The sequence below is a fragment of the Paenarthrobacter aurescens genome (genome assembly GCF_041549525.1).
In the GTDB taxonomy this organism is placed as follows: Bacteria; Actinomycetota; Actinomycetes; order Actinomycetales; family Micrococcaceae; genus Arthrobacter; species Arthrobacter aurescens.
The window spans coordinates 1716399-1742747 of the sequence record NZ_CP157456.1; the positions used below are offsets into that span (position 1 = coordinate 1716399).

The 26349-nt window shown below is 62.3% G+C and carries 21 protein-coding genes; 12 read left to right on the plus strand and 9 right to left on the minus strand.

The features are described 5' to 3' along the window. Nucleotides 1–24: 24 nt before the first annotated feature. A complete protein-coding gene (locus ABI796_RS07995) occupies nucleotides 25–834 on the minus strand; it encodes a ParA family protein (RefSeq protein WP_141284744.1) in 810 nt (269 codons plus the stop codon). Between the two features lie 303 nt (nucleotides 835–1137). Between ABI796_RS07995 and ABI796_RS08000 the strand changes: the two genes are divergently transcribed. After that, nucleotides 1138–4533, plus strand: coding sequence for a pyruvate carboxylase (locus ABI796_RS08000; protein ID WP_141284746.1), 3396 nt, complete (start codon nucleotides 1138–1140; stop codon nucleotides 4531–4533). A 69-nt stretch (nucleotides 4534–4602) separates the two neighbouring features. On the opposite strand, the gene ABI796_RS08005 is transcribed toward ABI796_RS08000, so the two are convergent. Next, on the minus strand, nucleotides 4603–6414 hold the full coding sequence (locus tag ABI796_RS08005; protein WP_141284748.1) for a long-chain fatty acid--CoA ligase: 1812 nt from the start codon (nucleotides 6412–6414) through the stop codon (nucleotides 4603–4605). A 188-nt stretch (nucleotides 6415–6602) separates the two neighbouring features. Here ABI796_RS08005 and ABI796_RS08010 point away from each other — a divergent pair, with 188 nt between their 5' ends. After that, nucleotides 6603–7661: an ROK family protein gene (locus ABI796_RS08010; RefSeq protein ID WP_141284750.1), complete on the plus strand. Its 1059-nt coding sequence runs from the start codon at nucleotides 6603–6605 to the stop codon at nucleotides 7659–7661. Here the strand turns inward: ABI796_RS08010 and ABI796_RS08015 are convergent. Genes ABI796_RS08015 through ABI796_RS08025 form a run of 3 tightly spaced genes read right to left on the minus strand, consistent with a single transcriptional unit; the run spans nucleotide 7658 to nucleotide 9817 of the window. Continuing rightward, nucleotides 7658–8242 carry a hypothetical protein gene (locus tag ABI796_RS08015; RefSeq protein ID WP_141284752.1) on the minus strand — a complete coding sequence of 195 codons (585 nt, stop codon included), beginning with the start codon at nucleotides 8240–8242 and terminating at the stop codon, nucleotides 7658–7660. The genes ABI796_RS08010 and ABI796_RS08015 overlap by 4 nt on opposite strands. After that, nucleotides 8229–9032 (minus strand): carboxylesterase, encoded by an 804-nt coding sequence (locus ABI796_RS08020; protein WP_141284754.1) that lies wholly within the window; start codon nucleotides 9030–9032, stop codon nucleotides 8229–8231. The genes ABI796_RS08015 and ABI796_RS08020 overlap by 14 nt, the downstream gene beginning before the upstream one ends. Beyond that, the gene (locus ABI796_RS08025; protein WP_141284756.1) at nucleotides 9029–9817 is read right to left on the minus strand and encodes an alpha/beta hydrolase; all 789 of its coding nucleotides are present in this window, start codon (nucleotides 9815–9817) and stop codon (nucleotides 9029–9031) included. Before ABI796_RS08025 ends, ABI796_RS08020 begins: the two co-directional genes overlap by 4 nt. A 110-nt stretch (nucleotides 9818–9927) precedes the next feature. On the opposite strand from ABI796_RS08025, the gene ABI796_RS08030 reads away from it, so the two are divergent. Both ABI796_RS08030 and ABI796_RS08035 read left to right on the plus strand, forming a co-directional pair. After that, the gene (locus tag ABI796_RS08030) at nucleotides 9928–10719 is read left to right on the plus strand and encodes a lysophospholipid acyltransferase family protein (protein ID WP_141284758.1); all 792 of its coding nucleotides are present in this window, start codon (nucleotides 9928–9930) and stop codon (nucleotides 10717–10719) included. Nucleotides 10720–10785: 66 nt separating this feature from the next. After that, complete coding sequence (locus ABI796_RS08035) at nucleotides 10786–12189, plus strand: class II 3-deoxy-7-phosphoheptulonate synthase (RefSeq protein WP_141284760.1); 1404 nt, start codon at nucleotides 10786–10788, stop codon at nucleotides 12187–12189. A 62-nt stretch (nucleotides 12190–12251) separates the two neighbouring features. Here the strand turns inward: ABI796_RS08035 and pknB are convergent, their stop codons facing one another. Both pknB and ABI796_RS08045 read right to left on the minus strand, forming a co-directional pair. Next, nucleotides 12252–14327, minus strand: a complete 2076-nt coding sequence (pknB, locus tag ABI796_RS08040) for a Stk1 family PASTA domain-containing Ser/Thr kinase (protein WP_141284762.1) — start codon at nucleotides 14325–14327, stop codon at nucleotides 12252–12254. A gap of 75 nt (nucleotides 14328–14402) precedes the next feature. Beyond that, nucleotides 14403–15746 (minus strand): LysM peptidoglycan-binding domain-containing protein, encoded by a 1344-nt coding sequence (locus ABI796_RS08045; protein ID WP_141284764.1) that lies wholly within the window; start codon nucleotides 15744–15746, stop codon nucleotides 14403–14405. A gap of 258 nt (nucleotides 15747–16004) precedes the next feature. Here ABI796_RS08045 and ABI796_RS08050 point away from each other — a divergent pair, with 258 nt between their 5' ends. Continuing rightward, nucleotides 16005–16358 carry an Rv2175c family DNA-binding protein gene (locus ABI796_RS08050; RefSeq protein WP_141284766.1) on the plus strand — a complete coding sequence of 118 codons (354 nt, stop codon included), beginning with the start codon at nucleotides 16005–16007 and terminating at the stop codon, nucleotides 16356–16358. 107 nt (nucleotides 16359–16465) lie between these two features. Here ABI796_RS08050 and ABI796_RS08055 read toward each other — a convergent pair whose 3' ends face one another. Continuing rightward, nucleotides 16466–17560 carry a polyprenyl synthetase family protein gene (locus ABI796_RS08055; RefSeq protein ID WP_141284768.1) on the minus strand — a complete coding sequence of 365 codons (1095 nt, stop codon included), beginning with the start codon at nucleotides 17558–17560 and terminating at the stop codon, nucleotides 16466–16468. Then, the gene (locus ABI796_RS08060) at nucleotides 17557–18135 is read right to left on the minus strand and encodes a hypothetical protein (protein WP_141284770.1); all 579 of its coding nucleotides are present in this window, start codon (nucleotides 18133–18135) and stop codon (nucleotides 17557–17559) included. Before ABI796_RS08060 ends, ABI796_RS08055 begins: the two co-directional genes overlap by 4 nt. 72 nt (nucleotides 18136–18207) lie before the next feature. On the opposite strand from ABI796_RS08060, the gene dinB reads away from it, so the two are divergent. The 7 genes from dinB (at nucleotide 18208) to ABI796_RS08095 (ending at nucleotide 26349) form a co-directional block, all read left to right on the plus strand. Then, a complete protein-coding gene (dinB, locus tag ABI796_RS08065) occupies nucleotides 18208–19470 on the plus strand; it encodes a DNA polymerase IV (protein ID WP_141284772.1) in 1263 nt (420 codons plus the stop codon). 239 nt (nucleotides 19471–19709) lie between these two features. Continuing rightward, nucleotides 19710–20078, plus strand: coding sequence for a DUF3040 domain-containing protein (locus ABI796_RS08070; protein ID WP_141284774.1), 369 nt, complete (start codon nucleotides 19710–19712; stop codon nucleotides 20076–20078). Nucleotides 20079–20515: 437 nt separating this feature from the next. After that, nucleotides 20516–20947 (plus strand): division/cell wall cluster transcriptional repressor MraZ, encoded by a 432-nt coding sequence (gene mraZ / locus ABI796_RS08075; RefSeq protein ID WP_141284776.1) that lies wholly within the window; start codon nucleotides 20516–20518, stop codon nucleotides 20945–20947. A 168-nt stretch (nucleotides 20948–21115) separates the two neighbouring features. Beyond that, nucleotides 21116–22114 carry a 16S rRNA (cytosine(1402)-N(4))-methyltransferase RsmH gene (gene rsmH, locus ABI796_RS08080; protein WP_141284778.1) on the plus strand — a complete coding sequence of 333 codons (999 nt, stop codon included), beginning with the start codon at nucleotides 21116–21118 and terminating at the stop codon, nucleotides 22112–22114. Next, complete coding sequence (locus ABI796_RS08085; protein ID WP_141284780.1) at nucleotides 22111–22767, plus strand: hypothetical protein; 657 nt, start codon at nucleotides 22111–22113, stop codon at nucleotides 22765–22767. The genes rsmH and ABI796_RS08085 overlap by 4 nt, the downstream gene beginning before the upstream one ends. Nucleotides 22768–22809: 42 nt before the next feature. Beyond that, nucleotides 22810–24606 carry a penicillin-binding protein 2 gene (locus ABI796_RS08090; RefSeq protein ID WP_141284782.1) on the plus strand — a complete coding sequence of 599 codons (1797 nt, stop codon included), beginning with the start codon at nucleotides 22810–22812 and terminating at the stop codon, nucleotides 24604–24606. 102 nt (nucleotides 24607–24708) lie between these two features. Beyond that, nucleotides 24709–26349, plus strand: a complete 1641-nt coding sequence (locus ABI796_RS08095; protein WP_141284784.1) for a UDP-N-acetylmuramoyl-L-alanyl-D-glutamate--2,6-diaminopimelate ligase — start codon at nucleotides 24709–24711, stop codon at nucleotides 26347–26349.

The window sequence follows — 26349 nt, forward strand, 5'->3', positions numbered from 1 at the left end:
GAAGCGGTGGTGCCCGGCGCTGGTTTAGCGCTGGCGGCGCTCCCGCGACGGGGGCTGTCCGGCCAGGAGGCTTTCAAGCAGGGCGTCGAAGAGTTTGGCGGCGTTCTTCGCCGAGTCTCCGGGCCAGTGGTGCACGGAGTGGGCTGCACCTTGGATTTGCTGCCAGTTGGCTTGCTCCGGAATGTGGGGCGTCAGCAGGAGTTCGCCGAACATGGACTCCATTTCGGCCAAGCGGAACGTGTGCTCCACCGATCCGGTGCGGACTCTGTTGGCAACAATCCCTGCCGGGGCGAGCTGTGGGGCGAACTCCTGCCGGAAAAGTTGAATGGCGCGCATGGTGCGTTCGGTGCCTGCTACGGAGAAGAGCCCGGGCTCGGCCACAAGTACCACGCGGTCGCTGGCACTCCAGGCCATGCGGGTCAGTCCATTAAGCGACGGCGGGCAGTCAACCAGGACGAGATCGTAATTGGTGGTGCCGGCCAACACCGCTGACAGCCTGCGGAGGTCGCGCCGGCCCAGATCGGGGCGGTCGTAGATTCCGGTGAAGGCTGAACCAACTGCTACGTCCAAGGTGCCGTTGCTTGAGCCGTTGGAAACCCAGCTGCTGCCTGCCACGTTGCCGGCAAGGTTGGCTTTGCGGGGGCTTTTGAGCATCCGGCCGATGTCCAGTTGTCCGCCCGGCTGAACACCAAGTGCTGTGGTGGCGTCGGCATGGGGATCGAGATCCACTACCAACGTGGAAATGCCGGCTGCTAGGGCCGCGGACGCCAGACCGGTGGTCACGGACGTCTTTCCCACTCCACCTTTGAGGCTGCTGATGCTGACTACTTGCACTTGAAAACCCAAAACCTAACGCCGGTTGCCGTGTCGCGCTGATTCGCTCCGGACGTGCCGGAGCCGGGGCTTGCCGAAGCCCCTTCAACATCATATGGTGCATCGCGGTGGTTTCCCGCTTTCTACGCGCCCGGGGCCCGGGGGAGATGGCCCGGCAATAGCACGCCGTCGGATCGCGCGCACGCATATACAGCCCACATGACGATTCCTTTGTGATGGTTGCCACAAAGATTTGTGTTTGATGCTGGCGGCACTACACACTGTGACCACCGACCGATCCACCCGCAATGATGCAGGAGAAGTATGTTTTCGAAAATTCTGGTGGCCAATCGCGGCGAAATCGCGATCAGGGCGTTTCGCGCTGGTTATGAACTGGGCGCCAAGACAGTAGCCGTCTTTCCGCATGAGGACCGTAACTCGATCCACCGGCAGAAGGCCGACGAAGCTTACCTGATCGGCGAGGTGGGCCATCCCGTCCGCGCCTACCTGGACGTAGAGGAGGTTGTCCGCGTCGCCAAAGAAGCCGGCGCTGACGCCATTTACCCCGGCTACGGCTTCCTCTCGGAAAACCCGGACCTGGCTCGCGCGGCCAAGGCTGCAGGAATCACCTTTGTGGGTCCGCCCGCTGAGGTCCTGGAACTGGCAGGCAATAAGGTTGCCGCCCTGGAGGCTGCACGCAAGGCAGGCGTTCCTGTCCTGAAGTCGAGCAAGCCTTCCAAGGACCTTGACGAGCTCATTGCTGCAGCTGACGAGATCGGTTTCCCCATTTTCGCCAAGGCAGTTGCTGGTGGTGGTGGTCGTGGAATGCGCCGTGTGGAGACGCGCGAGGCCCTTCCTGAAGCGCTGCAGTCCGCCATGCGCGAGGCCGATGCTGCCTTCGGTGATCCCACCATGTTCCTGGAACAGGCAGTCCTGCGTCCCCGCCACATTGAAGTGCAGATCCTGGCCGACGCCGAAGGCAACGTCATGCACCTCTTCGAGCGCGACTGTTCCCTGCAGCGCCGTCACCAGAAGGTGGTGGAAATCGCCCCTGCTCCGAACCTGGATGAAAACATCCGCCAGGCGCTTTACCGGGATGCGGTGGCCTTCGCCAAGGCCCTGAACTACGTCAACGCCGGAACCGTGGAGTTCCTGGTGGATACCGAGGGGGAGCGCGCCGGACAGCACGTCTTCATTGAAATGAACCCCCGCATCCAGGTTGAGCACACCGTCACTGAGGAAATCACCGATGTTGACCTTGTGCAGGCCCAGATGCGCATCGCCTCGGGTGAAACCCTGGCGGATCTTGGGCTGAGCCAGGATTCGGTGTCCATCAAGGGCGCTGCCCTCCAGTGTCGTATTACTACTGAGGATCCCTCCAACGGCTTCCGCCCTGACGTTGGAAAGATCACCGGTTACCGTTCCGCTGGTGGCGCCGGTGTAAGGCTCGACGGCGGTACGGTCTACTCGGGTGCGGAGATCAGCCCGCACTTTGACTCCATGCTGGTAAAGCTGACCTGCCGTGGCCGTGACTACCCGGCGGCTGTGGCCCGTGCGCGTCGTGGCCTGGCCGAGTTCCGCATCCGTGGCGTCTCCACCAACATCCCCTTCCTGCAGGCAGTACTTGCGGACCCGGACTTCAATGCCGGGAACGTGGCTACGGACTTCATCGACAAACGCCCTGAGCTGCTGAAATCGCACATTTCCGCTGACCGTGGCACCAAGCTGCTGACCTGGCTGGCGGAAGTGACCGTGAACAAGCCGAACGGCGAGCTCAAGGTCCATTCCGATCCCGCCAGCAAGCTGCCCGCCATTGATGGGCCGGTTCCCGCGTCGGGTTCCCGCCAGAAGTTGATTGAACTTGGGCCGGAAGGTTTCGCAAAGGCACTTCGCGAACAGCAGGCGCTGGCCGTCACGGACACCACCTTCCGTGATGCCCACCAGTCTCTGTTGGCAACACGTGTCCGCACCCGCGACCTCGTAGCTGCCGGCCCGGCAGTGACCGCACTCATGCCGGAGCTGCTTTCCGTGGAGGCCTGGGGCGGTGCAACATACGACGTCGCGCTCCGCTTCCTTGGTGAGGACCCGTGGGACCGTCTGGCTGCTTTGCGCAAGGCGTTGCCGAATACCTGTATCCAGATGCTGCTCCGCGGCCGCAACACTGTGGGCTACACCCCGTACCCGGAAGAAGTGACGGAGGCTTTCGTCAACGAGGCCGCTGCTACGGGGATCGACATCTTCCGTATCTTTGACGCCCTCAACGACGTCAACCAGATGGCCCCCGCCATCCGGGCCGTCCGGGCCACGGGGACCGCCGTCGCGGAAGTTGCCCTGTGCTACACCGGCAACCTTCTTGACCCCAACGAGGACCTGTACACCCTCGACTACTACCTGGACCTGGCCCAGAAGATCGTCGACGCCGGTGCACACATCCTGGCCATCAAGGACATGGCAGGCCTCCTGCGTCCCGCCGCTGCCGCGAAGTTGGTGACGGCGCTGCGTGAGCGCTTCGACCTCCCCGTACACCTGCACACGCACGACACCGCCGGTGGTCAACTTGCCACCTTGCTGGCAGCTGTTGACGCCGGTGTGGACGCAGTCGATGTGGCGGCGGCTTCCCTGGCAGGCACCACCAGCCAGCCCGCGGCGTCCGCCTTGGTTGCTGCCTTGGCCAACACGCCCCGCGATACCGGGCTGAGCCTGGCCAACGTGGGCGCGCTCGAGCCTTACTGGGAAGCTGTACGGCGCGTCTACGCCCCCTTCGAATCCGGTCTCCCGGGTCCCACAGGGCGCGTCTACCAGCATGAAATCCCCGGCGGCCAGCTCTCCAACCTTCGCCAACAGGCCATCGCCCTTGGTCTCGGTGAGCAGTTTGAGGCCATCGAGGACATGTACACGGCCGCTGACCGCATCCTTGGCCGCTTGGTCAAGGTCACGCCGTCTTCCAAGGTTGTGGGCGATCTCGCGTTGCACCTTGTTGGACTCAACGCCGATCCCGCGGATTTCAATGAGAACCCGCAGAACTACGACATCCCGGATTCTGTCATCGGCTTCCTGTCCGGCGAGCTCGGTGATCCTCCCGGAGGCTGGCCCGAGCCGTTCCGCACCAAGGCCCTTCAAGGCCGCAGCGTCAAGGTGCGCGACGTCGAGATCAGTGCCGAGGACAGCGCAGCGCTGAAGGGCGACTCCAAGACGCGGCAGCACACGCTGAACCGTTTGCTCTTCGCTGGACCCACCAAGGATTACCTGAAGAGCGTGGACACCTACGGGAACATCTCCGTGCTGGATACCCGTGACTATCTGTACGGTCTCCAGCAGGGCGCAGAGCACGTTATTGAGCTGGAGAAGGGTGTCCGCCTCATTGCCCAGCTTGAGGCTGTTTCAGAAGCCGATGAGAAGGGCATGCGCACCGTGATGTGCACGCTCAACGGCCAGTCCCGGCCGGTGGTTGTCCGTGACCGCTCGGTGGTCAGCAACGTCAAGGCCGCCGAGAAGGCAGATCCGGCACAGCCCGGCCAGGTTGCTGCTCCGTTTGCCGGCGCAGTTACCGTCACGGCAAAGGTGGGCGATGTAGTCAACGCGGGCGATACTGTGGCCACCATTGAGGCCATGAAGATGGAAGCTTCCATCACCACGCCGGTAGCCGGTACGGTCTCCCGCCTCGCCATTTCCTCCGTGGAGCAGGTCCAGGGCGGCGACTTGCTGCTGGTGATCGGCTAGCCATCCAGGCAAAGAAGTACCCCGTCCGGAAGAATCCGGACGGGGTACTTTTTTGTCTTTTCCCGGTGACTAGGAAGCGCGGGGTGCTGAGTACATTTCCTCTATGACGGCGTCGAAGTCCTTCATGACCTGTGCACGCTTGACCTTCAGGGACGGGGTCAGGTGCCCGGAGGCCTCGGTGAAGTCCGCAGGAACGATCCTGAAGGACTTGATGGCCTCGGCCTGGGAGACGGACTGGTTGGCCTTGCTGATGAGCTCCTGGACTGCTGCCTTCACCACCGGGTGATCAGTGGCCTCTGCCAGAGTGGTGCTTGCGGGAAGTCCATGGCGGTCCAGCCATCCGGGGAGCGCCTCTTCATCCAAAGTGACCAGAGCACCGATGAACGGGCGGTTGTCGCCCACCACCAGCACTTGGGAAACCAGGGCATCTGCGCGGATCTGGTCCTCCAGCAGGGCCGGAACCACGTTCTTCCCGCCTGCGGTAACAATGATTTCCTTCTTGCGGCCAGTGATCTTGAGGAATCCGTTGCTGTCCAGCTCGCCGATGTCCCCGGTGCGGAACCAGCCGTCGGCAAACGTTTCGGCCGTCAGGTCTTCGCGCTTGTAGTAGCCCCGCATGACGCAGACGCCCTTGGCGAGGATCTCACCGTCGTCGGCGATTTTCACCGAGTTGCCGGGGAGCGGGGCGCCAACGGTGCCGATCTTGATCATGGACGGTGTGTTCACCGAGATGGGGGCTGTGGTCTCGGTCAGGCCGTAGCCCTCCAGGATCTGCAGGCCGATTCCTTGGAAGAAGTGACCCAGGCGCTCACCCAAAGGGCCGCCTCCGGAAACGGCGTGGGCAACGTGGCCACCCATGGCGGCGCGGAGCTTGCCGTAGACGAGTTTGTCGAACACGGCATGCTTGAGCTTCAGGCCAAGTCCCAGCGAACCGGCCTCGCGGGCTTTGGAGTACGCGATCGCAGTATCCACGGCCCGGTGGAAGATGGCACCCTTACCGCCGTCCTCCGCCTTTGTCAGTGCCGAGTTGTACACCTTTTCAAAGACCCGGGGTACAGCCAGGATGAACGTCGGCTGGAAACTCTGGAGATCAGCCAACAGATTCTTGATGTCCGGGGTGTGCGCCACCTTGACGCCGCCGGCCACCGCCAGCACGGAGATGAAGCGTGCGAAGACGTGGGCCAGGGGGAGGAACATGATGGTTTTGCCGGACTCGTTGATGATCTCAGGCAATGAAGCGCGGGCGTTCTCGGACAGTTCCACAAAGTTGCCGTGCGTCAGTTCGCAGCCCTTTGGCCTGCCCGTGGTGCCGGAGGTGTAAATGATGGTGGCGAGGTCCTTGAGGCCGGCCGAGGAGCGGCGGGACTCAAGTTCGTCGTCGGGGACGCCAGCGCCTGCGCTGCGCAGGGCGTCCAGGCCTGCGCCCTCAAGCTGCCAGACGTTGGCTACGGATGTGATGTCTTCCGCGGCCACCGCTTGGCGAATGACGTCCTCGTGATGTGCTGCTTCGCCGAAGGCAGCCACTGCACCGGAATCACCCAGGTTCCACGCCACTTGTGAAGGAGAGGATGTCTCGTAGATCGGCACGGACACAGCCCCTGCGAACCAGATGGCGAAGTCCACAAGGGACCATTCATACCGCGTGCGGGACATAATTCCCACGCGGTCGCCGGCGGCAACACCGCTGGCAATGAGTCCCTTGGCCAGGGCGCGGACGTCCTCGAGGAAGTCCTTGGCACGGATGTCCTGCCATTGCCCGTTACTGTCCAGCTTGGAGAAAAGTGCAGGGTTGGACGCTTTTTCGGCCTCGCGGATCACGAAGTCCGTGATGTTCGTTTCAGGGGCGATATTCACCAGGGGAGGAACACTTATTTCGCGCACGGAAGCTCCTTTGATATCCACGGGCCACGAGGGGCTGCTTTCACTCTAGTATGCCCGCTCGAGGTGGTGTGTTCTATTTCACCTACTGGCGAGTAACTTTACGGATGAGCAGGCAATTCAGGCAACTCGGGATCTGGTTCACCTGCGCAATGCAAGAGCCGCTCTGCGCTGCGCAATAGGATGATGGGATGCCCGTACTACGGTCCAGTTCCATGGTCAGATCCAAGCCCCCGGCCTCGGCATGGAAGGATGTGCCCTGGGCTGCCCGGCGGAGCCACCTGGGACGGCGGGGACTGGCAATCGGCATTGACATCGGCGGCACCAAAGTGGCCGCAGGTGTAGTGGACGCTGAGGGCAGGGTCCTGGCCGAAGCCCGCAGATCAACGCCTGGTGCAGACCCCCGGGCTGTGGAGCAGACCATAGTGGAGCTCGTGAACGAGCTCAGTGCCGGCCACAGGGTTGCCACGGTGGGAATCGGCGCAGCAGGCTGGATGGACCTCGACGGCGGCACGGTGCTGTTCAGCCCGCACCTGGCCTGGCGCAATGAGCCCCTGAGGGACAGCCTCCAGAAATTGCTGAGGCGTCCGGTGCTGCTGACCAACGACGCCGACGCTGCAGCATGGGCCGAATGGCGCTTTGGCGCAGGTCAGGGCGAAAGCCGGCTGGTCTGCATCACGCTGGGCACGGGAATCGGCGGAGCCATGGTGATGGACGGCCGGGTGGAGCGCGGCCGCTACGGAGTGGCCGGGGAATTCGGACACCAGATTATCTTCCCCGGAGGACACCGCTGCGAATGCGGCAACCGCGGATGCTGGGAGCAATACGCCTCCGGTAACGCCCTGGGCCGGGAAGCCAGGGAACTGGTACGGACCAACTCCCCGGCAGGTTCAGCCCTCCTGGAAAAGTCCGGCGGGACCGCGGAGGAACTATCCGGCGCGGCCGTTACCGCGCTGGCGCTCGCCGGTGATGCCACCTCGCGTGAGCTCATTGCAGATCAGGGGCAGTGGTTGGGCCTGGGGTTGGCCAACCTTGCGGCGGCGCTGGACCCCGGCATGTTCGTCATTGGCGGAGGGCTGTGTGATGCGGGGGAGTTGCTTGCAGCGCCGGCCCGGGAGTCATTTGCCAAGAACCTCACGGGGCAGGGTTTCCGGCCCATGGCCAGGATTGAACTCGCCGCGCTGGGTCCTCGTGCCGGCATGATCGGTGCGGCAGACCTGTCCCGGGTCAGCGGCCGGGCACGCAGCTAGAGGCGCGCGCCGTCGTCGTCCTCGTTCTTTTCCTGCGGGAGCCGCATGATGAGATAAATCACTGACGCCACGAAAATGGCCACAATGCCCAGCGTGGCCGTCAATGGTGCCGATCTCCAGAACATGGCAGTGAAGAGCAGCGCGAGGGGTCCGCCCACCGCACCAATCCATGCGAGCATGACCAGCGGTTCGGTTCCGGCCAGGCTTGGGGGGTCCTCGGGGACGAACGTGTGGTCCTCATCCTCCACTTCGAAGTCCCGGGGCCCGGCCGGCCTGCCGGAGGCTGCGGCCTCTGCGCCGGAATCGGCCGCATCAGCCGCCGGGTCCTGTGCCCGGGGAGAGAGGCCCAGCGGATCAAAGTCCTTGAACGTACGGCCGGGCCCGGGCTGCTGCACTGGCTCGGCTTCAGAGCCGTGGCTCCCGGGGCTGTCCTCAGTGGCGTGCCTCCCGGGGCTGTCCTCAGGCCGGTCACCGGCCAGGCCGGACTGTGTGGCCTCCAACCGGGACACCAGATCCAGCCATACGGCGTCGTCGTCCTTGTTGGCGCTCTGATCGGCTGAGTTGGGATCAGGCCTGTTCATGGGCTGTGTCCTTTGCAGGGGAAAGCCCGTGACCGGCCAGGGCCGCTACGGTCTTTTGAATAAACTCGACTGACCCGTCAAAGATCTCCGGTGCGTCATGATCCAAGGTGGCAACATGGCGGCTGTTGTGGAGGTAGTTCACCTCAACGGGCGCCTGCACCCGGGACTTGAGGAATTCCAGGCTCGCAGTGGAGATGACGTTGTCCACCGTGGATTTGTACACCCGGACGGGGGAGCTGATGCGGGGCAGTATGGCCGCAGTATCCTTGTACATCTTTTTCAGTTGGTGAGCGGCTGCTACAGGGGTCCGGGCGTAGGCGCCTTCGTCCTGATCCGGTTTGAGAATGTCATTGGCGATGGACGGCGTAGTCTTCACCACATATTTGAGGGCAGCGACGATCACGGCCCGGGGATCATCCAGGACCAGCCCCGGATTGACCACCACCGTGCCGGCAACGGGACGGGTGGCGGCGATGCGCAAGGCCAGGGTCCCACCCATGGACAAGCCTGCTGAGAAGACGTAATCGCACTCGGAAGCCAGTTCGAGGTAGGCCTCGTCCACGGCACGGTGCCACTCCCGCCACGAGCGCTTGGCCATGTCCTGCCAGGTGGTGCCGTGCCCGGGCAACAAAGGCAGCCTGACGGCATAGCCGGCTGCGGCAAGGTGCTGGGCCCACGGCCTGACGCTGTGCGGGCTTCCGGTAAACCCATGGGACAGGACCACGCCGACGCGCGGCCCGGCCCCCGTCCAGCTGCTGTGGAACGGCGAAAAATCCGGGAGCATTTTCATGATGACTCTGAGGCTACTCTGTCACCGGCGTGCTGGCGGAAAAAGCCGGCCGATTCTTCAAAAATCGTGGGCGCATCAACATCAAGGGTGGCAACGTGCGCACTGCGCGGAAGCGTAACAACTTTCAGGCGGGATGAATCAACGTGCTTGCTGATGGTGGCCAGAGAACTCGGCGGGATGACTTCGTCCACGGAGGACTTGAAGACCAGGACTGGAGCCACCACGTTCGGCAGGCCGCGGGTAGCTGCACGGAAAAGTTTCTTGAGTTCGTGGACCGACTGCAGTGATGTTTTTGAATAGTCCCCGGTTTCAGCCGTTGCCGGTGAGGGGTTGTCCTCCACTATGGGGGTGGTTGTACGCATCACGTACTTCAAAGCCCCGATGTACCTCACGCGGGGGTCATAGAAACTCAGCCCCGGGTTCACCAGGACAACCCCCGGAACGTCATGGCGGGAGGCTACCTGGAGAGCTACGGCTCCACCCATGGACAAGCCCGCCACAAAGCAGGACTTCGTCTTCCCGGCGAGCTCCACATAGCTCTGCTCAAAGGCCCGGTACCAGTCCTGCCACCTCGTGCTTGCAAGATCCTGCCAGCTTGTGCCATGCCCTGGAAGGAGGGGCGCAGATACAGCGAAGCCCTGCTTTGCCAAATATTCTGCCCACGGAAGGACTGTCAGAGGGCTTCCTGTGAAGCCGTGGCAGATTGCCACTCCAATGGAAGCGTTGGGTCCATGTCCGGGGTAGTGGAAGGCGAGTTGCGTGGCGGGTTGGTTGCGTTCCGTCATGCGTCCATCGTGTCACTGTTCCTGGGATTTCTCACTGGAGTAGGGTTGCTGTTGAGTGCCGGCCGGGTTGCCCGGGTGCAGGCCAAGCAATCGGCCGTGGAAGGACAACTGTGTTCTATTGGGTCATGAAGAGGATTTTTCTCGGTCCCGTTCTTAAGCTCTTGTTCCGGCCCTGGGTCAAGGGGCTGGACAATGTTCCTGAAAGCGGGGCGGCCATTCTGGCCTCCAACCACTTGTCCTTCTCTGACTCCATTTTTCTGCCCCTGATGGTTCATCGCCCGGTGATCTTCCTGGCAAAGTCCGAGTACTTCACCGGAAAAGGGCTTAAGGGCCGCCTCACTGCGCTGTTTTTCAGGTTGAGCAACCAGTTGCCGATGGACCGGTCCGGCGGGGCAGCCTCGGAGATGTCCCTGCAGGCAGGCAGGGATGTCCTGAACTCGGGAGGCCTGCTGGGTATCTATCCGGAAGGCACCCGAAGCCCTGACGCCAGGCTGTACCGCGGCAAAGTGGGCGTGGCCAGGCTTGCGCTGCAGACCCGTGTTCCGGTGATTCCGGTGGCCATGATCGGAACGGAGAAGGTCCAGCCGATCGGTAAACGGCTCCCCAACATCCGCAGGATCGGCCTCATTTTTGGCCAGCCTCTAGACTTCAGCCGCTACTACGGCATGGAGGATGACCGCTTGATCCAGCGGGCCGTCACCGATGAAATCATGTACGAACTGATGCGGCTCTCCGGCCAGGAGTACGTGGACGAGTACGCAGCGGTAGTCAAGGCCCAGTTGGCGGGCAAGGGGCCCGAGCCAGTGCACAGGATTGAGGTTGCCGAAGAGGCAGCTGCGGACGTTGCCGAGGACATTGATGATCCACGGAGCGAGGGGACCGGATCAGCGGGGACACTGTGACGCAGGCGGCGGCATCAATTACGGCTGTAGTCCCGGAACCTTGCTGCGGGCTACTACTCTTGAAGGGTGACTGAGCTAACCGCGAACACCGCACCCTCCACAGCAGATCCTCTGGCCAGCACCGCTCAAAGCGGGGCAGCAAACTATCCCGGGCTCGATGCCTGGCGGGACCTGCCGATTTCCCAGCAGCCCACGTGGTCCAACACAGAGGTCTTCAAGGCCTCTGTCAAGGAGCTCTCAGTGGTGCCGCCCTTGGTCTTCGCCGGTGAAGTGGACGTTCTCAGGGAGCGCCTGGCCGCTGCTGCCCAAGGCAAGGCTTTCCTCCTGCAGGGCGGCGACTGCGCTGAGACGTTTGAGGCCGCGACGGCGGACAAGATCAGTGCGCGGGTCAAGACGATTCTGCAGATGGCAGTGGTCCTGACATATGGCGCGGCAATGCCCGTCATCAAAATGGGTCGTATGGCCGGACAGTTCGCAAAGCCACGCTCCTCAAATGACGAAACCCGGGACGGCGTGACCCTTCCCGCGTACCGCGGCGACATCGTCAACGGCTACGATTTCACTCCCGAATCCCGGGCGCACGACGCCGGCCGGATGCTCAAGGCCTACCACACGTCCGCATCCACGCTGAACCTGATCCGAGCCTTTACCCAGGGCGGATTCGCGGATCTTCGCCTGGTTCATCAGTGGAACAAGGGCTTCACTGAAAACCCGGCGCATGCGCGTTACGAATCATTGGCACGTGACATTGATCGTGCCATCAGCTTCATGGATTCCTGCGGCGCCGACTTCGAAGCACTCAAGCGCGTTGAGTTCTTCGCCAGCCACGAGGCGTTGCTGCTCGATTACGAGCGCGCCCTGACGCGCATCGATTCGCGGACCGGACTGCCGTATGACACCTCTGCACACTTCCTGTGGATCGGCGAGCGGACCCGCGAGCTCGATCACGCCCACGTGGACTTCCTGTCACGGGTGCGCAACCCCATCGGCGTCAAGCTCGGTCCCACCACCAGTGGCGATGACGCCTTGCGTCTCATTGACAAACTGGACCCCAACCGGGAGCCTGGCCGCCTGACGTTCATCACCCGAATGGGCGCCGGAAACATCCGCGAGAAGTTGCCTGCCGTCGTCGAACGCGTCACCTCATCCGGTGCCCAGGTGCTGTGGGTAACGGACCCGATGCACGGCAACACAGTTACCTCGCCCAACGGCTACAAGACCCGCAACTTCGATGACGTCATTGATGAGGTGCGTGGCTTCTTCGAGGTGCACCAGGCCTTGGGCACGGTACCGGGCGGACTTCACGTCGAAATGACCGGCGATGACGTCGCTGAGTGCCTGGGCGGTGCCGATCCCATCGATCAGGATGCCTTCCTGGACCGCTACGAGTCGGTGTGCGATCCCCGCCTGAACCACATGCAGTCCCTCGAGATGGCTTTCCTGGTGGCCGGAGCCCTCTCCAGGAAGTAGTACACATGACAAAGGCGCGGTCCGGGTTCTCCGGGCCGCGCCTTTGTGATGTGAGGAACCAGCTATACAACCGTCAGCGTCACCACTGAATCTTCCGGTACCTCGGTGTTGACAGGATTTTGGTCGCGGACGGTGCCGAAGAAGCCGCCCAGGACTTTGTTGACCTCAACTTTGAAACCGAGTTTCTTCAACTCCCGTTCAGCTTCGGCCGCCTGTTTTCCAATGAAGCTGGGAACCTTGACCAGCTTTGGCCCCTTGGACACCGTGAGCGTCACGGCCTCGCCGCGGATCAGCGTTCCGTTGGCCGGCAGCTGGGATACCACAGCCCCCTTGGGCACTGTCTTGTCGTTCACTGTCTCCGGAGCGATCACAGCCGTGAGGCCAGCGTCCTGGATAGCCTTCACCGCGGCATCCTGGGCCAGTCCACGAACATCGGGAACAGGAATGGGTTGGGGACCCTTGGAGACCACCAAGGACACCGGAGTGCCATGCCTGACTTCAGTTCCTTTGGCCGGGTCCTGGGAAAGCACGACGCCGGCAGGAACCTTCTCGTCGAAAGCCTGCGTGACGTTGCCCAGAGCCATCTCGGCTGCATTTAAGGCGATCTTGGCTTCGTCCAGAGTGCCGCCTGCCAGACCGGGCAGGGGGAAAAGCTGGGCACCTTTGGAAACGAAAAGCGTGATGGGTTGGAACTTCCGTACCTCGGCGCCGGAGGCGGGCTCCGTCCCAACGGCCAGGCCTGCCAGGATGTCGTCATCGAAGACGTCCTGCGGTTCCGATTGGAAACCGGCAGTGCGAAGGAGCTGCTGTGCCTCGGCAACGGTTTTGTTCTTGACGTCCGGCACGGTCCCCGGAGATCCCGGGCCCATCCCGAAGAACCAGCCGGCAGAGGCCGCCAGCGTTGCAAGGATAACGATCACGATGGTCCAGATGATGCCGCGACGCCGGGGGTTGCCCTCGCGGAGCGGACGACTCGGCGTGGCTGCGGCCCGGGCTCGATCCTTGCTCTCTTGGCGTTCGAGCCTCTTCAACTCCCTCTTGCCGGGCTGTCGCCCGTCGGCGTCGTTGCCTGGGACGGCGGGCACAAGAGCGCCGGCTTGCGGCCTGCCCGGGCCTCCTGCGGCCATGATGGTGGTGGGGTTGCTCTGGTGGGAGATCAACTCCGTGGGCGAGGCAGTGGTGGCCAGGGCTTCTGTTGGGTTGCTGCCCGAGCTGTCCAACGGGGTTGTGGCGCCAGCGGCCGGAAGGAAGCCAGGGTGCTGGGAGGATGTTTGCCGGCGATCCAGCTCTTCGTCGGTCAACGTGGTGCGGATGTGCCGGAGTTCGGTCAGCAGAGCAGCGCCATCCACCGGCCTGTTCTCCGCGTCAACGGCAGTGCACCACTGCACCAGCTCATCGAGGTCCTCGGCAAGGCCGGGGGCGGCGTCAGAAGGGCGTCCCACTACGGCATTGACGTGCTGGTAGGCAACCTGGATGGGGGAGTCTCCCGCGTAAGGCTGTTTACCCGTCAACATCTCATAGAGCATGATGCCTGCAGAGTAGATGTCGCTACGGGCATCTGCGGGCTGGCCGAGCACAAGCTCGGGAGCCAGATACGCCACGGTGCCTATCAGTGCCCCGGTGCTGGTATTGGCGGAAATCGCCCTGGCCAAGCCGAAGTCGCCCACTTTGATGCGTCCGTCGTCGGCTATGAGGACGTTCTCGGGTTTGACGTCGCGGTGGATCAGGCCGGAGTGGTGTGCGGCAGCCAGGCCTTCAATGACGGGATCTATCAGGGCCAATGCAAGGCGTGGCGGCAAGGGTCCCTGTTCGTTGAGGGTATCGCGAAGGGTGTGCCCCTTGACGTACTCCATCACCAGGTAGGCAATGTGTCCGTCCTCGCCTTGGTCCAGCACCCCCACAATGTGGGGGTGGGAGAGGCTCGCGGCTGCCTTGGCTTCACGGCTCAGACGCGCCAGGAATGTGGGGTCGTTGGCCAGGTGCGGGTGCAGGACTTTGAGGGCAACGTCGCGCTCGAGGCGCTGGTCCGTGGCCAGGTAAACAGTGGACATTCCGCCCCGCGCCAAACGGGAACGGACGGTGTACCGGCCGTCCACGGTGGTCCCGATGAGGTGGTCCTGCGTTGGTTCTTGCACCATACGATCCTAAACGAGGCAGGGAAGGGGCCCGAATCCACGAGGGATGCGGGCCCCTTCCGAGGTGCAGTTGAGGGCCTAGCCGAAAGTGCGCTGGCGGGCCTTGATGGATTCGACGTAGCGCTTGGTGTCCTCGTACATGCCGTACTTGCTGACCGAATACTGGCCCTGGTAGTAGCCGGCAATTGCCGTGTCCAGGTCCTTGCTGGTGGCAATGAGTGTACGAATGATCGCAACACCTGCCGTGGCGTTGTCATAAGGATCCAGGAGGTTGAGCTTTCGACCCACCAGATCAGATGCCCACTGTCCGGAGGAGGGAATGACCTGCATGGTGCCGATTGCGTTGGCGGGGGAGACGGCGCGCTGGTCAAAGCCGGACTCCTGTTCGGCGAAGGCCAAAGCCAGGGACGGGCTCACTCCCATGCGCCGGGCCGTGTCCGCCACGATGCTCTTCATCTCAGCGCGGCTGGGCACCGGCGAAGCGTTGAGCAGCGCCTTGTTCTCGTTGGCAGAGCTGACCACTGCCGGCGGGTAGGTGAAGCCGAGGAATGTACTCGGTACCAGCGGCTTGGTATCGCCCACCGGCTGCAGGCCGGCGCCGGGAATGGTGAGCTTCTGACCGGGATAGATCACGGTGGTGGCTGTCACGTTGTTGTTTGCGGCCATCAACGCAGCCAAGGAAACCCCGTGCCGGGAAGCGATGGAACTCAAGGTGTCGCCTGCCTTGATGGTGTAAGAACCTGTGCCGGCCAAGGGTGCCGGCGCCGGAGCCGGGGCTGCCGGTGCAGACGGGGCTGAGGGTGCCGATCCGCCACTGACCTTGATCTTCTGGCCGGGATAAATGATGGAGCTTCCGTTCAGCCCGTTCCAGCTGAAGATGCTGGACAAGGGAACGCCGTGCTTGGCCGCAATGGCTCCCAGGGTATCTCCGGGAACCACGGTGTATACAGTGGCGCTGGTGGTGGCGCTGGGCGCGCTGGGAGCAGCCGGGGCGGGCTGTGCCGGCGCTGAAGCCGTGCCCTTGAGCTTGATGGTTTGTCCCGGATAGATCAGCGTGGTGGCTGAGAGCTTGTTCAGCTGCAGCACGGCCGCTGTGTCCAGGTTGAAGCGGCGGGCAATCGCGCTGATGGTGTCGCCGCGGACAATCGTGTAGGTATCCGGGACGGACGGTGCCATGGGGCGCAGGGTGGCAGGAAGGGTGGCTGCAACCGCATTGGCGGGAATGACGGTGCCCACGTTGACAGCTTGGGCCTTCATTGCCGCGGCAAGCGTGGCGGGGATCTTCCGCGGTTGGGGTGCCGGTGTTGCCACGGACGGTTGAGCCAGGGCAAGGGAGGACAAAACCACGGCGGGAAGCGCGGCCGTGGTTGCCGCTATTACCGGCATGCTCATGGTTCGTTTCGGCGAGCGGGGCGTCGTCATGGAATGTGTCCTCATCTCAAACAGCGGGGTGCGATTGTTAGCGCTGTTGTCAGTGTTACCAATGTTGCTCATGTTATCAATGGTGCAAATGTGATCAGTGTGAATCTCTCATACTTAGTCGATCAACACAACAATTCCTGTCAAACCAAACAAATAACCACAATCAATGGGGGCCAAAGAGCTATGACGGGGCATTCCGGGCCAGTTCGGTGGCACTTCGGCTAGGCGTCGGGCAGGGCGGCGTGGCAACCTTGTTCCGTGAGTAATGTAGAAAGCCTTGTTTCCGACTGGCTGCCGCTGCCGGATGTCGCTGAACTTTTGGAAGTTTCCATCACCAAAGTCCATGGACTTCTGGATGAGCGTGCGCTTGTAGCCATCAGGCGGGGGGAGCGGAACATCCGCTCAATCCCCGCCCTCTTTGTCCAGGACGGGCATGTTGTAGACAGCTTGAAGGGGACCATTGCGGTTCTCAGCGACGCCGGTTACAACGACGAAGAATTGATTATCTGGCTTTTCACCCCGGACGAGTCATTGCGGGGACGTCCCATCGATGCCCTGCGCGAGGGGCGTAAAACTGAGATCAGGCGCCGCGCCCAATCTCTGGCTTGGTAGCGTCTTTGCCTTAATCATCGGTTTCCTCAACAGGGGACCTGCTTAAACGCGGACGACGGCGGTGACTCACCGCCGTCGTCCGCGTCTGTCGTTGAAGGAGCTGCCGCTCACGCCGCCCGGCTGACAGCTGACTCGGCCAGCTGGCGCAAGGCCGTCAATGGCAGGTCCTGAAGGGGCAGGCGTTCAAGAGCGTCGAAGGCTTTGCGGCTCAACTCGCCGATCAACGATTCTGTAGCCTCCAGCGCACCGCATTCAATGATGATGCGCCGTATCTCAGCCACCTCGCCTTCCATCAAGAGTGGGTTGCCGAGCATCCTGTCCAGGTAATCTGCCTCCGGCCGAGGCGCTTGGTTGATGGCGAAGCCAACCAAAACCGTTCGCTTGCCTTCCCGGAGGTCGTCCCCGGCGGGCTTGCCGGTAGTTTCGGGATCTCCAAAGACACCCAGAACGTCATCGCGCATTTGGAATGCCTCGCCCAGGGGCAGAGAGAACTGCGAATAACCTTCCAACAAGGTGGCCGGGGCCCCGGCCAGTGCCCCGCCCAAGGCCAGCGGGTGCTCGGTGGAGTATTTGGCAGATTTGTACCGAATGATCGATTGTGCGCGGGCAACGGAGCCGGCGCGGTCCCGGACTGGTCCGGCCACTTCTTCCAGGATGTCCAGGTACTGACCCGCCATGACTTCGGCGCGCATCACATTGAAGATGCGTCGGGCAGGGCTTCCCGCAGCTGCCCGGGCGCCGATCTCCGTGAAGGACTCCTCACTGAAGGAAAGGCAAAGATCCCCTGTGAGGATAGCTGCCGCATCCCCGAATCGCCCGCTGTCCAAAGCCCAGCCATTGACTTCGTGGAGCTGGCTGAACCGCTTGTGCACGCTGGGACCACCGCGGCGGGTATCGGAACGATCAATGATGTCATCATGAATCAAGGCCGCTGCCTGGAAAAGCTCCAAGGCGCAGCCGGCGGTAACTATTTCCGGGTTCCCTGCAGGGCCACCAGCACCCCGCCAGCCCCAATAGCACATCAGGGCGCGGAGGCGCTTGCCGCCCGTGACGAGATTCGAAATGGATCCAATGAGCGGCTCGACGTCGGGAGAGACAGAAGCCATCAGTTCCTGTTGCCCTGACAGGAACTCATGGAGTTTGCCGGCGACGCCGCCAATGAACTCTGTTTGCTCTGAGCCTATGAGTGAAATGGCCGTCACTTGACGGACCCGGCCGCCACGTTCGCGCCGATCGTGAACGTGGAGACGCCTTCCTTTTGCCTGACCGAAACATTCACGGTCTCGCCGTCACCGCGGACGAAGTCCAAGGAGGTGACATTGCCCACTGCGGATGGCCCCGGAACAAGCTTGAACCCTTGGGCCTCCATGGAGGTCTTGTAGTAGTCCACAACGCCCTCCGGTGGGGCTTTGACCGTTCCCACGAGGGCAACGGTGGCTACTGCCTCACTCTTGTCCACGCTGCTTGAACGGACGGACGTGTTGGGCATGACCGGGATGAGCTGCGCGGGAAAACCAGGGACCAGCGCGTTGACGGTGGCCGTGGCATCAGGCGCCGGCGCCGGTGTCTCTGTGAAGGTGGTGGTTTCCGGTGAAGCTGTGGAACCCGAAACTGAGGTTGACGGTGTTGGCGACGCTTGCGTGGATGCCGATGCGGCACCCGGTGTTGAGGGCGCTGCCGAACCGCCGGGCGATGGTGTGCATGCTGAGGCCGCCAAAGCGACACTGGCTGCGAGCAGGGCAAACCCTCGCGATTGAGGAGTTCCAAAGAGCTTCACAGGGTATCCTTCCTGGGGCTGAGCCGGACTGTGCCTCCAGTTTAGTCAGTGGCCGGGCATAGTATTGCCGATGTGAGGCAGGAAGCATTCGGTGGCGCTCAAAGTGCCGGCAGCAGGCCCGCCCGCAGCGCCGGAGATGCCCTGCGGGAAATGCGGCGAACCAGCATACTTCACGTGGACATGGATGCCTTCTTTGTCTCAGTGGAACTGCGGAGTCGTCCCGAGCTGCGGGGAAAGCCGGTCATTGTGGGGTTCCCGGCGGAGCGGTCCGTGGTGCTCTCAGCCTCCTACGAGGCCAGGGCCACGGGTGTGAAGTCGGCCATGCCGATGTCCATTGCCATGAGGCGGTGCCCCTCGGCCGTGATCATCAACCCCCGGCACAAAGAGTATTACGAGGTCTCTGCCCGGCTCATGGAGATTTTCGCCTCCATCACTGACCTCGTGGAACCGCTCAGCGTGGACGAGGCCTTTCTGGACGTGGGCGGCGCAATCCGGCGCTTGGGATCGCCCATGGACATTGGCCACCTCATTCGCCGCAGGGTCCACTCGGAACTGGGTATCACGGCCTCGGTGGGGATCGCCAGCACAAAGTTCGTGGCCAAGATCGCCTCAACCAGGTGCAAGCCTGATGGCATCCTCCAGATTGACGCCGAGGATTCAGTTTCTTATCTCCACAGTCTTCCGGTGGGAGCATTGTGGGGTGTCGGGGGAAAGACCGCCGAAGTGCTGTCCCGTCTGGGTATCCGCACGGTTGCCGACGTCGCAGCTACACCGCTGGCATCGCTGAAGAAGGTCCTGGGAGCCAGCGGTGAGCACGTTCATCGCCTATCCATGGGTATAGACCCGCGCCCGGTAACTCCAGCCAGGCTGGAGAAAAGCATCGGAGCGGAAGAAACGTTCTCCGTTGATACCGGGGATGAGGCCTTGCTGCACAGGGAGTTGCTGCGCCTTTCGCATCGCACTGCCATCCGGTTGAGGAGCTCAGGCATGCTCGCAAGGACTGTGGCGTTGAAGCTTCGATATTCTGACTTCTCCACCGTCACCCGGAGCCGCACTGTTCAGACCCCCGTGGACAGCGCCCAACTGATTTACCAAGTGGCCGTACAACTCCTCGAGTCCCTGGGCACACGATCCATGAGTGTTCGATTGGTAGGGGTGCGCGCCGAGCAGTTGGAGCCGGCGGGCCAGACGTCCCTGCAGCTGAGCCTTGATCGACGGGATGACAACTGGCGGGCGGCCGAACAGGCACTGGACCGGGTCTCGGAGCGTTTTGGGTCCAAAACCCTGCTCCCGGCCCGGCTGCTGGAGCCCGGCAAGCCTGCGGCGGACACGTGAGGTTGCGCAGGGTTTCGCGGTGGGCCTCCGGGCGTCTTTCAGAACGGCGTCGGACAAACTATCCTATTTATTACAGAGATTTAGATCGTCTGGACAAACTGTTTCCTGAACAGTCGGCCCCGAGATGCCCGCTGAACCAAGAGGGAAATTTCGGGAACGCTTTTCTTGGTCCGATCGTTATGGAAACAGACGCACAGGAAGCGTTATGTCCGGACGTTGGCTGACTAAAGGAGGTCGCGATGCCCCTCTCGGAGCATGAACAGAAGCTGCTTGAGCAACTGGAAAAGCAACTTCATGAGGACGATCCGAAGTTCGCCAACACCATGGGTTCGGATCCCATCCGCAGCTGGTCTACCCGGCATGTGATCATTGGTGTGCTCGGTGCCATTGCCGGTATCCTGCTCCTGCTTGTTGGTGTCTCGCTGCAGGCCATTCCGGTGGGAGTGCTCGGTTTCGTCGTCATGGGTGCTGGCGTCTATTTCGCTACGTTGCGTGGCGCGGCTTTTGGCAAAGCCGGCAAGGGCAAACCCGGAAAAGGCAAAGCGAAGAGTTCATTCATGAGCAACCTGGAAGAACGGTGGGACGAGCGGCGTCGCGACGACCACTAGGAGCCCGCACCGCATCACCGGCCGGCGCACCCGGCCTCTCCTGAGTCAACCCTGCCCCTGAGGTTCGAAGAGGGATAACGAAAGACCCGCACTGCGGGTCTTTTCGCATTTAAAGACCCTGGGCTCCACTTTCCACCCTTTTCTCCACTTTCTTCCCCGCTTCCTGCCTCAGGGTGGATCGCGCGCGGTTTTAGCGGCAACGGAGCAGGCAATACGCCGGGACGGTGCGGGTGGCTCTCTGCTTGCGCCTCCAGCCCTCCACTCTTCGCCACCGTCCCAAAAACCGCGTGATTTCAGGCCTGATGATTCTCGAAGTGGTGGAGAAACGCCCCGCGGTGCGTTGACTGTGGGGCGTTGTGGAGTAAAGTGGAGTACATAAGAGGGTAGTGGCAGTGTTGGGAATGTGCGGGCACCTTGATTGAGGGGCGGTGGGGCCAGTGTTTCTGGGTACTCACTCGCCGCGTCTTGATGAAAAGGGCCGGATCATTCTCCCAGCCAAGTTCCGTGAGGAGCTTGCCGATGGATTGGTTCTCACCAGAGGCCAGGAACGCTGCATCTACGTCTTCAGCCAGAAAGAATTCGAGCGAATCCACGAGTCGATGCGGGAGGCGCCACTGTCTTCCAAACAGGCACGTGACTACATTCGGGTTTTCCTGTCTGGAGCCTCTGACGAGGTACCTGACAAGCAGGGGCGCGTGACAATTCCGCCGGCGCTCCGGTCTTATGCAGGCCTCGGCAGGGAACTGGCGGTCATCGGAGCCGGAACCCGGGCCGAGATCTGGGATGCCGAAGCTTGGAATGAGTATCTCAACGAGAAGGAAGCAGCCTTCTCGGAAACGGATGACGAGAATCTGCCCGGGTTCATCTGAGTCCGGTTGGAGGAAACCGCAGTCCAGCTTCTTGAATGGGATCTCCAGCCGCCCATCGAACTGTTTTCCTGGCTCAACTTCCCCTGAGCCAGGCCGGCAGCCGATAGGCGCGGATGGGGATCCGATTTAAGAAGCAGCACGTAAGCGATTGAGGAAAGAGGAGGCAGCGTGGAAGAGCAGGACGCGGCAAAGCCCACATCGGAGCGCCACGTGCCCGTCCTCAAAGACCGCTGCATCAATCTGCTCGCCCCCGGCTTCGAAGCTGCCAGGGAACGCGGCGAAACCCCCGTGGCCATCGATGCCACCTTGGGTATGGGTGGACACTCCGAGGCCATGCTGCAGCGTTTCCCGGATCTGCACCTCGTAGGCATTGATAGGGACGAAGAGGCTCTGGCCCTGGCAGGCGCGCGGTTGGAACCCTTCTCCCACCGCACGGACCTCGTACACGCGGTCTATGACGAGATCGAGGATGTCCTGTTGGACCTTGGAATTTCCGAGGTCCATGGCATTTTGATGGACCTTGGAGTCTCCTCCCTGCAGCTCGATGAGCGCGAGCGGGGTTTTGCCTACTCCTACGATGCGCCGTTGGATATGCGCATGGACACCAGCCGCGGGCAGACCGCAGCTGATGTGGTCAACAACTACACCGAAGACGAACTGGTGCGCATCATCCGCAAATGGGGTGAGGAGAAGTTCGCCGGCCGGATCGCCAACAGGATCGTCAATGCCCGCACGGAGAAGCCCTTTGCCACCACGGGGGAACTCGTGGAACAGATTCGCAGCGTAGTCCCTGCCGCGGCGGCCAAGAGCGGCGGACACCCGGCCAAGCGCACCTTCCAGGCCCTGCGGATTGAGGTCAACGAAGAACTTGATGTCCTCGAACGTGCAGTTCCGGCAGCCGTAGCCGCAACCGCCATGGGTGGCCGGATCGTGGTGATGTCCTATCACTCACTCGAAGACAAGATCGTGAAGTCCGTTTTCCAGTCAGGTTCCAAATCTTCGGCGCCGCTTGGCTTCCCGGTGGAGCTTGAAGAACATAAACCCGAATTGAAGACCATTACCAAGGGCACGGAAGTGCCTACGGCAGCAGAAATCGCTGAAAATCCCCGCGCGGCGTCTGCCCGGTTGAGGGCAGTGGAGCGTATCAAACAGAGGAGAGAAGCATGAGCAACGCCGCAGCGAAGACTGTGCCCTCCACGCTGGGCACGGCCCGTAGCCTCACCGCGCCCGCGGAAAAGGCCGGGGCCGGCCGCAAGGCGCGTACTCCTCTGTCGCTGGTCCGCAGCGCCCCGGGTAAGCGAAGGACCCCGTTCGTGGTTCTGTGCTTCGTGGCGATGGCAGCCGCCCTCCTGACAGTCCTGGTGTTGAATATCTCGGTGTCCACAGCGCAGTACCAGTTGGTGCAGCTCAAAGCCGAGGCTGCCACGCTCAACAAGGAAAACCAGGACCTGACACAGAAGAAGCAGAACTACGAAGCTCCCCAGAACCTGGCCGCAAAGGCTGCAGAATTGGGAATGGTTGCTTCCACCACCAAAGGTCAGATCGATCTGAACACCATGGCGGTGACCGGCAAGGCATCACCGGCGGTTAAGGGAGATAATCCCGGTGCCCTCCTTGCTGCTCCCGCCGTGGAGGGGTTGATTGACGTGGTTCCGTCGGTGACTACCAAGGAACCGCTGGAAAGCCGCAAACCGGAGGCAACCCCGGTGGCCCCGGCTGCAACGCCGTCCACCCCGGCAGCACCGCCGGCGGCCGCGCCTCCTGCTGAGCTTTATGGGGGATCGGTACCGGCACCCCGGCAAAAGGTGCCAGGGCAGTAGATCGTCAAACCATCGAAGCAGGGCCAGCAGCAAGGAATCAACGTGGCAAAGAACCCCGGCACATCGACAAAAACGAAGACGCCGGCGGCAAGAAAGCGGTTGCGCGTTGGCCTTGGCATCATGCTGACCCTGCTTCTCGTGGTGGGCGGCAAGCTGTTCATGGTCCAAGGCCTGGACATGGGCGGGATGGCCGAAGCTGCCCTGGCCAGTCGCCTGACCCCGCAGGTACTCCCTGCTGAACGTGGCCAGATTGTGGACGCCAACGGAACTGTGTTGGCATCGAGCGTGATTCGCTACAACATCGTGGTGGACCAGACGGTCAATACCACCACACAGACCTTCCACCGCTTCAACGAGAAGACCGAAACGCTGGACGAGATCACACGTGACCAGGGGATAGCCGATCTCGCCGGGCTGCTCGGAGCGGACGAAAGCACCATCCGGGAATCCCTCACTGGCGACAAAAAGTACTTCATGGTTGCCAAGGACGTAAAACCGGAGCTGGAAGACCGCATTTCGAAGCTGTACATTCCGGGACTCAGTGCAGAAGGTGTGAGCAAGCGCGTCTATCCCAACGGCAGCGTGGCCGGTGGGGTGGTTGGTTTCCTCAAGGACGGAACCAACGGCCAGGCCGGCATCGAACAGACCCAGGATGAGATTCTTCGTGGGGTTGAAGGTAAACGGGTCTTCGAAATCGGCGCCGATGGCCTGAGGATCCCGGTGGCCACTGACGAGCTCACTCCGGCAGTTGACGGCAGCGACGTCAAACTCACCATCAACACGGACATTCAGTACTTTGCCCAGCAGGCCATCCAGAGCCAGGTCAACAAGATGAACGCCGAGTGGGGTTCCATCATTGTGATGGACACCAAAACGGGCAATCTCATTGCCTTGGCCGATACCAATGCCCCGGACCCCAATGACCCCGGGAAAGTTGATGCCAAGGACCGTGGGGTCAGGTCCGTGACGGCCGCTTATGAGCCAGGCTCGGTGCAGAAGATGATTACCGCCGCAGCCGTGATTGAAGAGGGAAAGTCGTTCCCCTTGGATCACTTCACCACCCCGGCGGCCTACACCATTGACGGACAGACCTTCACCGATGCGTTCGAGCACGGCACGGAAGAGCGCACTCTCGCCGGGATCCTGGGCTGGTCCATGAACACCGGAACAGTGATGGCCGGCAGCCGCCTGACCAAGGAACAACGCTACGACTGGTTGAAGAAGTTCGGCATTGGAGAACAGACGGACATCGGCTTGCCCGCTGAGGCCACCGGCATACTGGCAAAGCCTGAGCAGTGGGATGACCGTCAGCAGTACACGGTGCTTTTCGGCCAGGGTGTCTCGCAATCGACGCTCCAGACCGTGCGCGCCTTCCAAAGCATCGCCAATGATGGTGTGATGCTGCAGCCCAGGCTCATTGACAGCTACATCACCCCCGAGGGCGAGGAACAGAAGGTTCCCGCAAAGGATTCACGCCAGGTGGTCTCCAAGGAAACCGCCCAACAAGTCCGGGACATCCTGGAGAGCGCAGTCACCGAGGGCCAGATCAAGGACGCCGCCATTGACGGCTACCGCGTGGGGGCGAAGACCGGAACCTCGCAGGCGCCCCGGGAGGACGGCTTGCCCGGCTTTGACGGCTTCACGGCCTCCATGGTGGGCATGGCCCCCATGGATGACCCCCGGTTCATCGTGGAAGTGGTCCTTCAGCGGCCCAAGGGAAACATCTATGGCGTCACGAACGGTCCTGTTTTCCGTTCGGTGATGTCCCAAGTCCTGCGGACCTACAACGTGGCCCCGTCCACGGGAACGCCCGCGCGGTTGCCGCAGTTCGTCAAGTAAGCTTTTTGGGCGTCTGTTTCGGCCAAATATCGATCCACCAACAACGGCCCGGGCGCCGCTGGCCCCCAGCCGGTCGTTCCACGAGCACCAACGGAGAACCACGTGTCAGAGCACAATGAGGCAGCTACCAACGCCACGACGCCGGGCGCCGGCCAGACCGGATTTCGTCCTGCATCCGTGGCTGCGGTGCCGTTGGCCATAATCGCGGAAACACTCGGCGTTGCCGTTCCTGACGCAAGCCAGGACAGGGGAGTGACCGGCATTTCGCTCAATTCAAGAGCCGTGGAAGCCGGTGACCTCTATATGGCCCTGCCCGGTGCTTCGCGCCATGGTGCGGACTTCGTTCCGCAGGCGATTGAGGCTGGAGCGGTTGCGGTAGTTACCGACGACGCCGGGGCGCGCCAGCTTGCGCTGGCAGGTGAGCAGCCCGTGCCGGTACTCATCGTGGCCGAGCCGCGGACCGCCGTCGGACGTTTGGCCGCACTGATCTATCGCAGCCAGCCTGACGACGGCGGGTTCCCAACGATGTTCGGGGTCACCGGTACCAACGGCAAGACCACCACCACCTATTTCATCAACTCCTTGCTCAGCGCCTTGGGCAAGAAGCCGGGCCTGATAGGCACCATCGAGATCCTTGCAGGCGGGGAGCCTATCCCCAGCCTTCTCACAACGCCGGAATCCACGGATGTCCACGCGTTGCTGGCCCTCATGCGCGAACGCGGCCTGGATGCCGCCTCCATGGAAGTCTCGTCCCACGCGATCTCCTTCCACCGCGTGGACGGGGTGATGTTCGACGTCGCAGGGTTCACCAACCTGACCCAGGACCATCTGGACCTTCACGGCAGCATGGAAGAGTACTTCCGTACCAAAGCTGAGCTTTTCACAGCCGGCAGGGCCAGGAACGCCGTGGTGACGGTGGACGATCAATGGGGCCGCAAGCTGGCCGCCGCAGCTGACATCCCCGTAACCACTCTCTCCACCAAACCCTCCGAACAGGTCAACGCCGACTGGAAAGTTGCCTCCATCACCGCGCGTGGACTGGGCTCGGAATTCGAACTCAGCCACGCCGATGGACGGATCCTGCGCGTACACACCGGCCTGCCGGGCGAGTTCAACGTGGCCAACGCAGCCTTGGCCACCATCATGGTCCTGGCCTCCGGAGTGGACGAGGCCACGCTTCAGGCTGCCCTGGATGCGCACGACCCCTTCACGGTGGCAGTTCCCGGACGCATGCAGCTGGTCTCAACAGAACCTGCCTCCGTTGTTGATTTTGCCCACAATCCGGACGCCCTGTCCCGGGCCCTGGAAGCTGTTCGCTCTCCCAAAGCGGGGTCCCGGGTGATCGTGGTCTTCGGGGCAACGGGGCAGCGTGACCAAGGCAAACGCCCCACCATGGGTGCAATCGCCGCCCGTCTGGCCGACGTCGTGATTGTCAGCGATGACGATCCCCATGACGAGGACGCAGCCGCAATCCGGGCCGAGGTCCTTCAAGGCGCCTACGCAGCCCGGGAAGCCGAAAACCTGAGCAGTGAGATCATCGAGTCCTACCCGCGGGATGCCGCCATCAGGATGGCCGTGGACATCGCCACCGGCGACGACACCATTCTCATTGCCGGCCGCGGGCATGAGGTGTGGCAAGAGGTCAAAGGCGTGAACCTCGCGCTGGATGACAGAGTGGAGTTGCGGGCCGCCTTGACATCCAAGGGATTCAGCGTTTCAACGGACCAGCGGATAGAGTCCTAA

Bases quoted from the DNA above. Each gene is read 5' to 3' on its own strand.
- ABI796_RS08000 (WP_141284746.1), top strand. From the start codon at position 1,138: ATGTTTTCGAAAATTCTGGTGGCCAATCGCGGCGAAATCGCGATCAGG.
- ABI796_RS08010 (WP_141284750.1), top strand. From the start codon at position 6,603: ATGCCCGTACTACGGTCCAGTTCCATGGTCAGATCCAAGCCCCCGGCC.
- ABI796_RS08015 (WP_141284752.1), bottom strand. From the start codon at position 8,242: ATGAACAGGCCTGATCCCAACTCAGCCGATCAGAGCGCCAACAAGGAC.
- ABI796_RS08020 (WP_141284754.1), bottom strand. From the start codon at position 9,032: ATGAAAATGCTCCCGGATTTTTCGCCGTTCCACAGCAGCTGGACGGGG.
- ABI796_RS08025 (WP_141284756.1), bottom strand. From the start codon at position 9,817: ATGACGGAACGCAACCAACCCGCCACGCAACTCGCCTTCCACTACCCC.
- pknB (WP_141284762.1), bottom strand. From the start codon at position 14,327: ATGGTGCAAGAACCAACGCAGGACCACCTCATCGGGACCACCGTGGAC.
- ABI796_RS08045 (WP_141284764.1), bottom strand. From the start codon at position 15,746: ATGACGACGCCCCGCTCGCCGAAACGAACCATGAGCATGCCGGTAATA.
- ABI796_RS08070 (WP_141284774.1), top strand. From the start codon at position 19,710: ATGCCCCTCTCGGAGCATGAACAGAAGCTGCTTGAGCAACTGGAAAAG.
- ABI796_RS08085 (WP_141284780.1), top strand. From the start codon at position 22,111: ATGAGCAACGCCGCAGCGAAGACTGTGCCCTCCACGCTGGGCACGGCC.